The organism is Flavobacterium sp. LB2P53 (assembly GCF_003970305.1).
Lineage (GTDB): Bacteria > Bacteroidota > Bacteroidia > Flavobacteriales > Flavobacteriaceae > Flavobacterium.
Genome location: NZ_RYDG01000001.1, coordinates 469,955 through 484,680, shown reverse-complemented (window position 1 = coordinate 484,680; position 14,726 = coordinate 469,955). Strand labels below are relative to the sequence as shown.

The 14,726-nt window shown below is 37.6% G+C and carries 9 protein-coding genes; 3 read left to right on the top strand and 6 right to left on the bottom strand.

Going from position 1 to position 14,726, the window contains the following annotated elements:
• Positions 1 to 9: 9 nt before the first annotated feature.
• The 3 genes from EKL95_RS02140 to EKL95_RS02130 all read left to right on the top strand — a co-directional run bounded on the left by EKL95_RS02140 (position 10) and on the right by EKL95_RS02130 (position 5,682).
• The gene (locus tag EKL95_RS02140; protein WP_126458356.1) at positions 10 to 1,608 is read left to right on the top strand and encodes a RagB/SusD family nutrient uptake outer membrane protein; all 1,599 of its coding nucleotides are present in this window, start codon (positions 10 to 12) and stop codon (positions 1,606 to 1,608) included.
• A gap of 24 nt (positions 1,609 to 1,632) precedes the next feature.
• Entirely contained in the window at positions 1,633 to 2,745 is a 1,113-nt protein-coding gene (locus EKL95_RS02135; RefSeq protein ID WP_126458358.1) for a SusE domain-containing protein, read from the top strand.
• A gap of 75 nt (positions 2,746 to 2,820) precedes the next feature.
• Positions 2,821 to 5,682, top strand: coding sequence for an alpha-amylase family glycosyl hydrolase (locus tag EKL95_RS02130; protein ID WP_126458361.1), 2,862 nt, complete (start codon positions 2,821 to 2,823; stop codon positions 5,680 to 5,682).
• A 106-nt stretch (positions 5,683 to 5,788) separates the two neighbouring features.
• On the opposite strand, the gene acs is transcribed toward EKL95_RS02130, so the two are convergent.
• From acs to EKL95_RS02095, 6 genes are all read right to left on the bottom strand, one after another.
• The gene (gene acs, locus EKL95_RS02125; RefSeq protein ID WP_126458363.1) at positions 5,789 to 7,696 is read right to left on the bottom strand and encodes an acetate--CoA ligase; all 1,908 of its coding nucleotides are present in this window, start codon (positions 7,694 to 7,696) and stop codon (positions 5,789 to 5,791) included.
• Positions 7,697 to 7,711: 15 nt separating this feature from the next.
• A complete protein-coding gene (locus tag EKL95_RS02120) occupies positions 7,712 to 9,610 on the bottom strand; it encodes an AMP-binding protein (protein WP_126458365.1) in 1,899 nt (632 codons plus the stop codon).
• 17 nt (positions 9,611 to 9,627) lie between these two features.
• The gene (locus EKL95_RS02115; protein WP_126453872.1) at positions 9,628 to 9,990 is read right to left on the bottom strand and encodes a response regulator transcription factor; all 363 of its coding nucleotides are present in this window, start codon (positions 9,988 to 9,990) and stop codon (positions 9,628 to 9,630) included.
• A 2-nt stretch (positions 9,991 to 9,992) separates the two neighbouring features.
• Entirely contained in the window at positions 9,993 to 12,698 is a 2,706-nt protein-coding gene (locus EKL95_RS02110; protein WP_126563426.1) for an ATP-binding protein, read from the bottom strand.
• 249 nt (positions 12,699 to 12,947) lie between these two features.
• The gene (locus EKL95_RS02100; RefSeq protein ID WP_126515119.1) at positions 12,948 to 13,175 is read right to left on the bottom strand and encodes a DUF6814 family protein; all 228 of its coding nucleotides are present in this window, start codon (positions 13,173 to 13,175) and stop codon (positions 12,948 to 12,950) included.
• 11 nt (positions 13,176 to 13,186) lie between these two features.
• On the bottom strand, positions 13,187 to 14,722 hold the full coding sequence (locus EKL95_RS02095; RefSeq protein WP_126458370.1) for an MFS transporter: 1,536 nt from the start codon (positions 14,720 to 14,722) through the stop codon (positions 13,187 to 13,189).
• Positions 14,723 to 14,726 lie beyond the last annotated feature (4 nt).

Here is a 14,726-nt window from a genome sequence, read left to right as displayed (position 1 = left end):
GTAAGAAAAATGAAAAAGATACAAATAAAATTATTGGGTATTTCTTTGTTACTGTGCGTGATGGTATTCTCATCGTGTACAGATGATTTGAGCCAAGCCCCGGCAAGTAGTGTTGCAGTTCCGGGAGAACAGTTTTTTAGCACCCCGGAATCGTACAAACAAAATCTGGCCAAGTTATACGCAGGATTTGCTACTTCAGGGCAAACTGCAGCTGGTTCTCCAGATATCTCCGGAATTGATGAAGGGGAAAGTCAATACATCAGAGGGATCTGGTTGATGCAGGAATTAACAACAGATGAAGCTGTTATTGCCTGGAATGACGGAACAATAAAAGACCTTCATTCACAAACATGGACTTCTTTAGACCGTTTTATCACGGCTACATTTGCTCGATTTTCTTTTCAAATTGTAAACTGTAATGAGTTTTTAAGACAAACTACGGATGCTAAATTAGCCTCCAGAGGTCTTGATGCCGCTTTGATAGCAAAGATTAAAACCTACAGAGCAGAAGCGCGTTTTATTAGAGCATTCACCTATTGGCACTTGATTGATATGTTTGGCGGAGGTTCTTTGGTTACTGAAGATTCCCCAACGAGTTTTTACTACCCGGAATATGCGTCAAGAGCAGAATTATACAAATTTGTGGATGCCGAATTAACAGCAATTATTCCAGAATTGAAAGCGCCAAAATCAAATGAGGCGTATCGTGTGGATCAAGCTGCTGCCTGGATGTTACAAGCTAAGTTATACATGAATGCTAAAGTATATATTGGTACTGATAATTATGCAGGAGCATTGCCTTTGATTACTAAAGTAATAGGATCAGGGTATACTTTACACAACAATTATAACCAATTATTTTTTGCGGATAATGATAGAAACGGAGCTCAAAACGAATTCATTTTTGCAATTGCTTTTGATGGACTAAGAACGCAAACGTATGGTGGGACTACTTTCTTGACGCATGCACCAGTTGGTGGTACTATGAAGGCTTCTGAATTTGGAATCAATGGTGGTTGGGCTGGTATCAGAACAACATCAGCATTTGTAAATAAGTTTAGTGAAAATACTACAGACGCAAGAGGTCAATTTTATACTGATGGACAAACTAAAGAAATTGCTGATATTGGTACATTTACTGATGGATACGCAATTCAGAAATTTAGAAATGTGACCGTAAACGGAGTTCAGGGCTCAGATAAATCAGGAGACTTTTCTGACTCTGATTTTCCAATGTTCCGTTTAGCCGATGCGTATTTAATGTATGCTGAATGTGCGGTAGTTGGTAAAGTAGGAGATCTAGGAACTGCCAGAGGATATGTAAATGCTTTAAGAACCAGAGCGAATGCTTCAACGATAAGTGCTCTTACTGCGGATGCTGCAGGTGCTAACCTGATTCTAGACGAGCGAGCAAAAGAACTGCACTGGGAAGGACACCGAAGAACGGATTTAATTCGTTTTGGTAAATTTACAGGCGGTAGTTATGTGTGGCCTTGGAAAGGAAATGTAGCGGGTGGTGCGCCAACGCAAGCATTTAAAAATTTATTTCCTATTCCTGCTACAGCATTAGCATCAAACAATAAATTGAAACAAAACCCTGGGTATTAATAAAATTTAAATAATAAATAAAAAATGAAAAATATAACTAAATCAGTAATTGCCTTATTCGCAGTTCTTACCTTGTCTTGTAGCGTAGAGGATGTAGAAGACAGACCAGTAATTCAAGGAGTGGATACTCCTGAATTAGTGGCGCCTGAAAATGATAAATCATACGTTTTACTAGAAGAAAATGCGGAAGATGTTATAGAACGTTTTGTGTGGACCAAAGCAACTTATGCTGGTAATGTAGAGATTGGGTACAAACTTTTGATGGATGTTAAAGGAGGAAATTTTACAAAAGCAATTGAATTAGGAGGAACTTCTGGAGCAACTCAAATTGAAGTAACTGTAAAAACATTGAATCAAGCAGTAATTCAATTGGGTGGAACACCTGATCAACTGGGTTCTTATGATGTCAAAGTAGTTTCTAGTTTAGCAGGAATTGAAAAAATGATGTCTAAAACTCCACTGACTATTTTAGTTAATGCGTACACTGGATTAATTCCTTACGCATTTAAAGACTGGTATTTTGTAGGCGACGCAACTGCTTCAGGATGGAACAATAATAATAAAAACCAACCTTTATTCAGAAGCGGAACAAACCCAAGTTTGTATCAATTTACTGGATTTTTCAAAGCGGGTGCATTCAAATTAATTTCTACACTTGGACAATGGGCTCCAATGTATGGTAAAGGAGATAATGGTGCTATTGTGGCTAGACCTACAGAAGCTGATCCAGATCCAGCATCTTTTACTATTGCAACGGAAGGCTATTATACTTTTACAATGAATACTGAAACATTAAAATACACTTTAGTGACGTATAATGCAGCTGCTGCTAAAACTTTCACTACCGTAGGTATCATTGGAGATAGCACACCATTAAAATGGGATGCTTCAACAGCATTAACCCAATCTACGTTCAATTCTCATGTTTGGTCATTAAATTTGTTGCCATTAAATGATGGTAAAGCTAAATTTAGAGCAAATAATGCATGGGACGTAAGTTGGGGTGGAAACACTGCTTTTTCAGGATTCCCAAATAACGGAACAAGTGGAGGTGACCTACCGGTTGCAAAATCTAAATACAAAATCTATTTTAATGATTTAGATGGTAGTTATTTAATGATTCCTAATCAAGGATAATTTATTTCAAAATTTTTTAAGGGCTATCTATGGGTAGCCCTTTTTTTTAGTTTTTAATTTAATTAATACTTAGCCATGAAAAAAAATCTACTTTTATTAATTTTACTTATAACCTCTATAAGTTATTCCCAATTTACAACTACGCCATCACCTGCAATTGCAAGTAGTGCAGTTACTCTTAATTTTAACAAAACAGGAACGCCACTCGCCAGTTATACAGGTACAATATATGCGCATATTGGTTTAACTGTTAATGGCACAAGATGGCAAAACGTGAAAGGGAGTTGGGGTAATAATTCCACACAACCCGCATTAACATTGGTTTCAGGAACTACTTATAAATTGGATCTTACTCCGGATTTGTATGCTTATTTTGGGATTCCAAATACGAGCTCTATTACAGAAATTTGTGTAGTCTTAAGAAATGATGCCGGAAATATGCAGACTGCTGATACTTTTTTTAATGTTGGAGCTTTTCAGGCAACTTTAACTTCTCCAGCAGAAAACAGTTCGACAATTATTGCATCTGGTGGCAGTTTGAATATTTCAGCTTCTAATACAGGAGGAAATGCCAGTTATGTTTTGAAGGCAAACGGAACAAATTTAAATATAAATACAGCGGCTTCCAGTTATACTTTTAATCACACAAATATCACCGGAAATCAAATCTATGAGTTGGAAGTTACTCAAGGAACTACTGTTATTACTAAAAAATTCAGTGTGATTGTAAATACGGGTACGATAAGTGCCGCGATGGCTAATGGTTTGTTAGACGGAATTAATTACAATACTGGTGATGCGACAAAAGCAACTTTAGTGTTGGATGCACCTTTAAAAGATTTTATTTATGTAGCAGGGAGTTTTAATAACTGGCAGCCAACATCAGCGCACTCTATGAAAAAAGACCCAACCAGCGGTAAATTTTGGTTAGAATTAACCGGATTGGTCTCGGGGACAAATTACATGTATCAATATTGGGTGGGGGACGCAACTCCCTTGGCCGGTTCGCCTGGTTTAGTAAAAACTGCGGATCCTTATTCCACTTTGGTTTTATCTCCTTTTGATGATCCAGGGATTTCATCTGTAAATTATCCAAATCTTCCGGTATATCCCGTTGGTCAGGAACGTGAAGTAACCGTTTTGCAAACCGGGAAAGCTGCTTACGCTTGGAGTAGCGCCACTACAAACTTTGTTAAACCAGCTAAAGAAAAATTAGTAGTTTATGAATTGTTAGTGCGTGATTTTGATGCCAATAAAAGCTATCAGGACTTGATTAATAAAATCGATTATTTCAAAAATTTGAAGATAAATGCGATTGAATTAATGCCAGTGATGGAATTTGAAGGCAATGAAAGTTGGGGTTACAATACCTCTTTTCACATGGCTTTGGATAAATTCTATGGCACTTCGGATAAATTGAAAGAGTTTATTGATTTATGCCATCAAAACGGAATTGCTGTTATTCTTGATGTGGCGCTAAATCACGCTTTTGGTAGAAACCCAATGCTTCGCATGTGGATGAATGATCCTGACGGCAATGGTTGGGGCTCGCCTTCCACTGAAAATCCTTATTTTAATACAACAGCGATGCACAGTTATAGTGTGGGGGAAGATTTTAATCATCAACTGCCCAGAACACAAAATTATGTACAACGGGTCATTAAACAATGGGTTGAAGAATATAAAATTGACGGTTTTCGTTGGGATTTAACCAAAGGTTTTACACAAAATTGTCCAGCGAACGTAGCTGGCGGGCAAGAAAATTGTACCGGCAGTTTACAACAAGATAGAATAGATGTATTGAAAAAATATGCTGATTATTCTTGGAATTTAGATCCAAATCACTACGTTATTTTCGAACATTTGGGTGGTAATGAGGAAGAACAACAATGGGCTAATTACAGGTTGAATGAAACGTTAAGTAAAGGCGTGATGATGTGGGGAATAATGACTTTTGACTATAACAATCTTACAAAAGGGTATGCAGGTAATATTTCAAGAATGAGTTCATCAAGTCGAGGATTTACTGCACACCGATTGATGGGCTATGCAGAGAGTCATGATGAGGAGCGCTTAATGTACAATAATGTGCAAGCAGGAAACAATACCACTGCGGACCATAATGTACGAACGCTTACTGTAGCTTTATCCAGAATGTCTGCATTAGGAGCTGTTTCTTTATTGGTTCCAGGGCCAAAAATGATTTGGCAATTTGGAGAATTAGGATGGAATTCTTCTATTTTTACCTGCAATAATGGAACTGTGAACTCTCCTTCAGATGGTACATCAGGAGATTGTAAGTTAGATACTAAACCGCAACCACAATGGGTCAATAACTGGATTGGAGATACCAACAGAAGCAAGATTTACAATGATTGGTCCAAAATGATTACGATGAAGACCGAAGAACCTGTGTTTTTAGGAACTGTAACAATCAATAATAGCAGTTCGTTATTACCGAATATCAAAATTACCAACAGTGCACTAGCATCAACACAACTGAAAGATGTATTGATTGTAGCTAATTTTGATGTGACGCCAAAAAATGCTCCTTCCGGGTTTCCATACACCGGAACATGGTACAATTTGATGGACAATACATCTATTAATGTAATCAGTACCTCAGTTGCAATTACTTTGAAACCGGGAGAATTTAAAATCTATGGGAATAAAACAGCATCATTGGCAATAGCGGATTACGAAAAATCACCAACGATTGTGTTGTATCCAAATCCGGCATCTGATTATTTTACATTGAATGAAACAACGGCTAAGGTGCAGGTGTTTTCTATCACGGGACAATTGCTAAAAAGTTTTGATACCAATAAAACGGCAGGATCTCAATTTTCGGTTAGTGATTTGAATCAAGGACTTTACATCGTAAAAACATTTGATGAAAATAATGAAATGAAAGTATTGAAACTGTTGAAAAATTAAGAATACCTTGAAGATTGAAAAGGCTGTCCATAAAAAGGCAGCCTTTTTTGTATAAAAAAACTGCTCCATAAATGAAGCAGTTTTTAACTACAATTACAACTAAATATTAAATTTTACCGTCTTTGATTTCCTCCACAATTTCAGGATTTAACAAGGTTGAGGTATCGCCAAAATTAGAATAATCCCCTTCGGCAATCTTACGCAAAATTCTGCGCATGATTTTTCCGGAACGGGTTTTTGGCAAACCGGAAACAAACTGGATTTTATCTAATTTGGCAATGGGTCCTATGTGATCGGATATGTGTTGGTTGATCTCTTTACTCAGGTTTTCTCTGTCGCGATATTCTCCGGTTTCTTTTAGAATTACAAAACCATACAACGCATTTCCTTTGATATCATGCGGGAAACCTACAATGGCTGATTCCGCAACAGCAGGATGTTCATTGATGGCATCTTCAATAGGGGCAGTCCCCAGATTGTGTCCGGAAACAATTACTACATCATCTACACGTCCAGTGATTCTGTAATACCCAACCTCGTCACGCAAAGCGCCGTCGCCAGTGAAATATTTACCTGGAAAGGTAGAAAAATAGGTTTCTTTATACCGTTGATGATCGCCCCAAATTGTTCTTGCAATTCCTGGCCAAGGAAATTTAATACACAAACTTCCGGTAACCTGATTCCCTTCTATTTCATTTCGTTTTTCATCCATCAAAACGGGTTGGATTCCCGGTAAAGGTAATGAAGCATAAGTAGGTTTTGTCGGGGTTACAAAGGCAATTGGTGAGATCATAATTCCTCCGGTTTCCGTTTGCCACCACGTATCTACCACAGGACATTTTTTATCGCCTACGTGGTTGTTGTACCAGTGCCATGCTTCCTCATTGATGGGTTCTCCTACAGATCCAATTACTTTCAAAGAGGTCAACTGGTAGCGTTGCACGTATTCGATGCTTTCTTTTGCCAAAGCTCTAATCGCTGTTGGCGCCGTGTAAAACTGGGTAACTTTGTGTTTTTCGATGGTTTGCCAAAAGCGACTGAAATCAGGATAAGACGGAACGCCTTCGAAAATTACGGTCGTAGCTCCGTTCAATAACGGGCCGTAAAGAATATAGGAATGTCCGGTAATCCAGCCAATATCAGCGGTACACCAGAAAATATCATTGTCTTCATAATTAAAAACGTTCTTGAACGTATATGCAGAATACACCATATAACCGGCTGTAGTGTGAACCATTCCTTTTGGTTTTCCTGTTGAACCGGAAGTATAAAGGATGAACAAAGGATCTTCGGCATCCATGATTTCAGCCACATTGTTATTCGAAGCTTGGTCTAAAAGTGGTTGCAGCCATTGGTCACGACCTTCTTTCATGTGGATAGTGGAGTTGATTCTTTTAGCTACTAAAACGTTCTCTACACAAGGGCAATTCAATAAGGCTTCGTCAACGATACTTTTTAAATCGATGGTTTTATTCCCGCGATACCCACCATCTGAAGTGATGACCATTTTACATTCGCTGTCATTGATTCTTGCGGCAACTGCCGAGGCGGAAAATCCTGCAAAAACAACCGAATGGATTGCTCCAATTCTGGCGCAGGCCAGAGTGGTAATCGCTAATTCAGGAATCATTGGTAAATAAATACAAACCCGATCTCCTTTTTGTATGCCTTGCTCCTTTAAGACATTCGCCATTTTGCAAACACGCTCGTATAACTCATTATATGAAATATGCAATGCCTCTTCATTTGGGTCATTCGGTTCAAAAATGATAGCTGTTTTATCTCCTTTTTTAGCAAGATGCCTGTCGATACAGTTTTTTACAATGTTTACTTTGGCATTGGTAAACCATTTTATTTCGGCGTCAGCCATATTGAAATCAACTACTTTATCCCATTGCTGGTACCAAGTAAAATTCTCTGAGGCCACTTTGTCCCAGAATTTTCCCGGTTCACGAATTGATTTTTTGTAATGTTTAAAGTACTCTTCTAGATTATTAATTTTATAGTAACTCATGATTATTGATAAATTTTATATGTTGTTAATTCCTATTTTATACTTTTTTAATGCGGTGATAATTTCTTCCACAATCGATTCGTCGTCAATGGTCGACGGAATTTGGAATTCGGCACCATCTGCAATGCTGCGCAGTAGTTTTCGAAGGGTTTTTCCCGAGCGCGTTTTTGGTAAGCGCGTTACAATAACTACATTTCGTAAAGAAGTGACCGCTCCAATTTGCTGGCGAATCAATTTAATAATTTCTTGCTCCAATTGATAATGCTCTATTGCAATATCTAATTTCGTTACGACCAATGCCAACGGAATTTGTCCTTTCAAATCATCTTGAATTCCAATGACCGCACACTCTGCAACGAATCGGTGGGAAGCAACAACTTCTTCCATTTCAGCTGTAGATAAGCGGTGTCCTGCTACATTGATAACATCATCCGTTCTTCCGGTGATGAAAATATAACCGTCCTCATCTTTATAACCACCATCACCAGATAGATAATAGCCATCAAATTTACTGAAATAACTGGCTTTAAAACGGGCTTCGTTTTCCCAGATACCCAACATATTTCCCGGAGGCAAAGGTAATTTTATGACAACCAAGCCTTCTTCATTGGCGCTTAATTCGTCACCGTTTTCATTGAAAATCCGAATATCATATCCGCAAACTGCTTTTGTGGCAGAACCGAATTTCACTGGCATTTTTTCAATGCCGAGAGAATTGGCAATCATTGGCCAGCCTGATTCTGTTTGCCACCAATGGTCAATTACAGGAATAGGAATGTGTTGTTGATACCATTCTAAAGTGGCATTATCACAACGTTCGCCCGCCAAAAATTGATTTTTGAGACAACTTAAATCATATTGTTTGATGAATGTTCCATCAGGATCTTCTTTTTTGATAGCTCTAATGGCGGTAGGAGCCGTAAACATAGTGCCCACTTTATGCTCTGAAATTATTCTCCAAAACGTACTCGCATCGGGAGTTTTAATCGGTTTGCCTTCAAAAATTATGGTAGTATTTCGATTTAATAACGGAGCGTAAAGGATGTAGCTATGACCTACTGCCCAACCCATATCTGATGCGGCCCAAAAAGTCTCGCCTTCTTTGACATTATAGATGTATTTCATAGAAAATTTCAATGCCACAGCATATCCACCAGTATCTCTTACAATTCCTTTTGGCTTTCCCGTCGTTCCCGAAGTATACAAAATATAAAGCGGATGATTTGAATTTACAGGAACACAAGGAGTTTCTTCTGAGCCATAAACCAAGGCATCATAATCTACATCATATTTCTTAAACGGAATTCGGGCGCCTAATTTTCTGTTGAAAACGATTACTTTTTTTGGTCGGTGTGAAGCGAGTTCAATAGCTTGATCGACCAAAGGTTTGTACGCAATCAAACGATCCACTTCAATTCCCGAAGAAGCAGTAATAATCGCTCTAGGTTTACAATCGTCAATTCTAATTGCCAATTCATGTGGAGCAAAACCTCCAAAAACAACCGAATGAATCACTCCAATTCTCGCGCAAGCCAACATGGCAAAAGCTGTTTGTGGAATCATGGGCATGTAAATTATGGCAGTATCTCCCTTTTTCAATCCCAGCGACTGCATCCCTCCGGCTAATTTTGCGACTTCTGTTTTTACTTCCGAAAAAGTGTATTTTTTTACGGTTTGTGTTACCGGAGAGTCATAAATAAAAGCGACCTGGTCCCCACAGCCATCCTGAATGTGTTTGTCTAACGCCAGGTAACAAATGTTCAATTCGCCATCTTTGTACCAAAGCGGATAGCCATTTTCGTCTTTTGACAAAATTGTCTCCGGTTTGTTGTACCACTCAATTGCATCAGCTTGTTCAGCCCAGAATTTTTCTGGCTGCTCAATGCTTTCCTCATAAATTTCCTTGTATGTCATTGTGTTGAATTTGTTTCTTATTGAATTAATTCATGAACTTGGTCGACTAACTTTTTGATTGAAAAAGGCTTGACTACATATAAATTAGCGCCTAATGAAAGGCCTTTTTCAATGTCCTTTTCCTTGTTTTTTGCCGAAAGGAAAATGACTTTGCAATGCTGCAACCGTTCGTCTTTTTTTATTTGCTCTAATGTGGCATACCCGTCCACCATAGGCATCATGACATCAAGAATAATGACATCCGGAAGTTTATTTTTTAAAATATCCAATGCTTCCTGACCGTCGCGCGCGATGAAAACTTCAAAATTGTTCTTTTTGAAAGTGTACTCTAATGACATTACAATATTTGGTTCGTCATCTACAATTAAAATTTTTTTCATTTTTAATTATTTTCAGTTGTATTATAATTGGGTAATGTAAAGACGAATGTGGCACCTTCAGCGGTATCGTCTTCGGCCCAAATTCTACCTTTGTGATGTTCTATTATTTGTTTGCAAATGGCTAAACCCAAGCCGCTTCCTATTGGTTTTTTTACGTTTTGGTTTCGAGATTGGTAAAATTTATCAAAAATAGCTTGAAAATCTTCTTTCTTAATTGCCTTGCCGTTGTTGTGTATTTTGACTTCAATATTGTCTTTGTTTTCATGAATGGAAATCACTATTTTCCCGTTTGTCTCAGCGCAGAATTTTATCGCATTGGATACTAAATTGTGAATCACCTGAATGATTCGTTCCTCGTCATAAAAGGCTTTGATCTCTCTTGATTCCTCCTGAAATTCAACATTTATGTTTTTGTTTTTTAGGAGTTGCTGGAGGGAATTCAATGTTTTTTTGATTGTTTTTGAAATGTTGTTTTTAGAGAGGTAAATTTTTTGTTTTCCGGTTTCAAATTTTTCTAAATCCAGAATTTTATCAATTAAACGATTCAAACGATCGGACTCAGAAATGATATTTTGCAAAAACTGTTTTCTCAACTCCTCTGGAATGTCGTCATCATCATGAAGGATTTCGCTTGCCGCACGAATTGCGGTTATTGGCGTTCTCAATTCGTGGGTAACAGTGTCAAGAAATTCATCTTTTTGAATGTCTTTGTTTATTAATTCCAAATTGGCATTTTTGAGTTGTTCGGATATTTTTTTTAATTCATTTGAGGTGTCTGTCAGCTTTTTGTTGATGATGATGTTTTCTTTGGATTCTTCTAAAATTCGCAACACTTCTGGCAGACTGATTTTGTCTTCTTTGACCACGCTTGATATTAATATTTTGGCGGAAGCCGTACCAATGTGTCCCGTCAATAAATTCTCAGCAAATTTTATAAATCGGGCATCGGCGGTGGTGATGTCTTTGTCTATGTTGTATTTCAAATTGAAAATGGTCAGTGCACGTTTTGTTCTTTCTTCCCCTAGAAATCGCTGCAATACTTTTTGAATGTCGGAGATATAGGCCGTTCCTTTCCAAATAAAAGCATTTTCATGATTGGTAATGTATTTGTCGATGTCTACAAACATTTCGGCATAATTGCGTTCCCTGTAATTCCCTTTAAAACTAACGGAAATGGCCAGATAACTCATCAAATTGATTAATAAACTCCAAAAAACGGCATGTGGTATAGGTTCTAAATAATCCAGTCCGAAAAGCTGAAATGGTTTTAGAAGTTCAATTCCCCAAGGGCCTTCTTGAATGAATAAGCTTGTTGATTCGGTTATCCCAATGGCGTAAGGAACTAGAAGGGTATAAAAACAGGTTATAAATCCAAATAAAATCCCTGTTATAGCACCATTTTTTGATCCTCTTTTCCAGAATATGGCACCAAAAAAAGAAGGAGCCAATTGCGCGATTACTACAAAGGCGACAAGTCCTATGGAAACCAAAGAGTAGTCCAGAATAAAAATTCGATAGATAGCATACGCCAGGATAATGAGAGAAAAAATGCCTATTTTCCGACTGATCAAGATGCGTTTGTTGTTTTTTTTCTGGGAATCATTCTCGAGTGAACCTATAAAGCCATAAGGGATTAATAGGTTGTTACTAAGCATAGTGGCGAGCGCAATTGAGGAAACGATTATCATTGAGATCGCTGCCGAAAATCCGCCCAGAAAGACTAAAACCATTACGGTGTTGTTGTTGAAATATTGTGGGATTAACAATGAATAGGTATCGGAATTGAGTCCTTGCCCCTCAAATAAGATGTTTCCTCCCCAAGCAATTGGGAAAACAAAAAGATTAAAAAGCAACAGATAGAGTGGAAAAAGCCAAATGGCTGTTCGAATGTGGCTTTCTTTATTGTTTTCTACGATGGCGGTGTGAAACTGTCTTGGCAATAAAAAAATGGCAAACATAGACAACACACAAAGGAAAAACCAGTTGATTCCGTTTGTAATCCCGCCAATGGTATTTTTTTTGTCAAAATTTTCAAGGACACTCGCTTTTTGATAAATATCATCAAACCCATCAAAAACAAAGAAGGTTACGTAAATGCCAATCATTAAAAAGAAAACTAATTTTAGGATTGATTCCATGGCTACGGCAGTTACAATACCACGTCTTTTTTCGGAAGCATCCACGTAGCGTGTTCCATAATAAGAGGCAAATAATGCCAAAGCAAGACACACATATGTAGTTGTATCCGTAAAGATGTTGTCGCTTGATTGTGTTTTGCTGACAATATGAAAGGTATCTGAAATTGATTTTAGTTGTAGTGAAATATAAGGAAGTATCCCAATAACACAAACCATGGTGACTAATGCTCCAAGAAATCTACTGTTTCCGTATCGTAAAGAAATAAAATCTGCTATACTGGAGATTTTATTTACTCTCGAAATTCGGATAATTCTCTTTAGGATGATCATCCACGTTGGTATAATAATAATAGGTCCTAAATAAATAGGTAAATAGGCTAGTCCTGTTTCTGCTGCGACTCCTATACTGCCATAATAGGTCCAAGCAGTACAATATACTGCCAATGAAAAAGAATAGACATACGGATTGTTAGTCCATTTAGAATGTCTTCTTTTTTCAGACCAATGCGCTATGTAAAATAAAATGGAGACATAAAGCGCTAAAATCAGTAAAACCCCTACGCTATTCATAATATCTTTTTATGATTAAGTAGGTTATAGCGATTGAAAATAGCCATGCCGAAAAAATGTAGAGGTAAATTAGGGGTAAACCAAAAATAGGTTTAGAACTGTCAAATAATAGCAAAAGCGGAATATTCAATGCTAATAAGATTAACACTGAGAGTATAACCAGCTTTTGTTCATGTCTTTTTTTCATTGTAAAAAAATAAACAATCTCTGCAAAAAAATGCAGAGATTGTTTTTAAGGAATGCATTTAATTAATCGTTTTTTTCATCGTAATCTCCCATTAAGGAGAAGTACCCAAAGGTTCCCAATCCTAAAACAATTAGTGGGGTGAGTATGAATAGGATGATAATCCCGAATACTAAATCCTCTTGTTTACCGGACATAAATTTGGGCAATCCGAAAGTGAAGATGCAAAAATAGGCTGCAGCAGCTGCTAATGCAATCCAAACTAATCCTAAAATTCTTTTTATTTGATTCATAGCTGTGTTTTTTAAATGTGAGCGTTTTTGTCTTTATTTTTAATGTAAACCATTCCAATTACAAAGCTGATAGCAGCAATAACAATTGGATACCAAAGTCCTTCGAGGTAAAATTCCGGATTCCCGCCTTCTTTTGCATTTATAACAAAATAGGTTGAAATGGCAGGAAGCAGTCCTCCAAAAATTCCATTTCCTACGTGGTATGGTAACGACATAGACGTATATCTAATTTTTACAGGGAACATCTCTACAAGGAAAGCCGCAATTGGACCATATACCATTGTAACAAATATGACCTGAACGAAGACTAGAAATATTAACGACCATTCGTCAGCAGTGGAGATCTTAATAGTTGTTTTGGTGTCTACTTTTGCTTTGCCATCTACAATTACTGCCGTTCCGTTTTCTAAATGTACGGTTTTTATTTCTTGAAAAGTAGTTCCATCCGCATACTCTTTATTGGTGGTGTAAATAGAGTCCATGGTTTGCTTCTTGTTCTCTTTCAACTCCGCGATTAGCGTTGTTTTTTCTACCATTTCCGTTTTATTGGCTATCGAGGTAGTTTCGTACATACTTTTATAAATAGGTCGGTATAATATGATGGCTAGCAACATCCCGCCCATCATGATGTATTTTCGGCCTACTTTATCACTTAACCAACCAAAAAGGATGAAAAACGGAGTACCAAGCATTAATGCAATTCCCAGTAAAGTGTCAACTTGTGACGAATCAATAGCCATTACTGTTTTCATGAAATTCATGGCATAGAATTGACCGGTGTACCAAACGACCCCTTGACCCATAGTAGCTCCAAATAAAGCTAATAAGACAAATTTCAAATTGTAACGATTTCCAAAACTCTCTTTCAATGGATTGGTACTGGTTTTTCCTTCCGCTTTTGCTTTAGCAAAAACAGGAGATTCATCCATATTTTTTCTAATTAAATAGGAAACGCCAACCATGATGATAGATACCCAGAACGGAACTCTCCATCCCCATTCGTCAAATTGCTCTGGCGTAAGGATATTTCTAGTGGCTAAAATCACCATCAAAGAGATGAATAAACCCACCGTTGCAGTAGTTTGAATCCACGAAGTCCAGTAGCCTCTTTGTCCTACAGGGGCATGCTCTGCTACGTATGTTGCGGCTCCGCCATATTCACCACCCAAAGCAAGACCTTGAAGCAAACGTAGAATTAATACTAATAAAGGAGCCATAAAACCAATGGTTTCATAACTCGGAATACAACCAATCAGGAACGTGGCTCCACCCATCAAAAGTAAGGTGACCATGAAGGTGTATTTTCGGCCAATTAAATCGCCTAATCTTCCAAAGAAAAGGGCTCCAAATGGTCTAACTACAAACCCTGCTGCAAATGTTGCCAAAGTAGATAAGAAAGCAGCTGTTGGATTATCCGAAGGGAAAAATTTAGTTGAAATTACAACTGCTAAACTTCCAAAGATGTAAAAGTCATACCATTCGATCATGGTACCCATTGAGGATGCGGAAATAACTTTCCAAATTCCTTTTGTTGATTTTTCTTTCATGTAT

Bases quoted from the DNA above. Each gene is read 5' to 3' on its own strand.
- EKL95_RS02140 (WP_126458356.1), top strand. From the start codon at position 10: ATGAAAAAGATACAAATAAAATTATTGGGTATTTCTTTGTTACTGTGC.
- EKL95_RS02135 (WP_126458358.1), top strand. From the start codon at position 1,633: ATGAAAAATATAACTAAATCAGTAATTGCCTTATTCGCAGTTCTTACC.
- EKL95_RS02130 (WP_126458361.1), top strand. From the start codon at position 2,821: ATGAAAAAAAATCTACTTTTATTAATTTTACTTATAACCTCTATAAGT.
- acs (WP_126458363.1), bottom strand. From the start codon at position 7,696: ATGAGTTACTATAAAATTAATAATCTAGAAGAGTACTTTAAACATTAC.
- EKL95_RS02120 (WP_126458365.1), bottom strand. From the start codon at position 9,610: ATGACATACAAGGAAATTTATGAGGAAAGCATTGAGCAGCCAGAAAAA.
- EKL95_RS02115 (WP_126453872.1), bottom strand. From the start codon at position 9,990: ATGAAAAAAATTTTAATTGTAGATGACGAACCAAATATTGTAATGTCA.
- EKL95_RS02110 (WP_126563426.1), bottom strand. From the start codon at position 12,698: ATGAATAGCGTAGGGGTTTTACTGATTTTAGCGCTTTATGTCTCCATT.
- EKL95_RS02100 (WP_126515119.1), bottom strand. From the start codon at position 13,175: ATGAATCAAATAAAAAGAATTTTAGGATTAGTTTGGATTGCATTAGCA.
- EKL95_RS02095 (WP_126458370.1), bottom strand. From the start codon at position 14,722: ATGAAAGAAAAATCAACAAAAGGAATTTGGAAAGTTATTTCCGCATCC.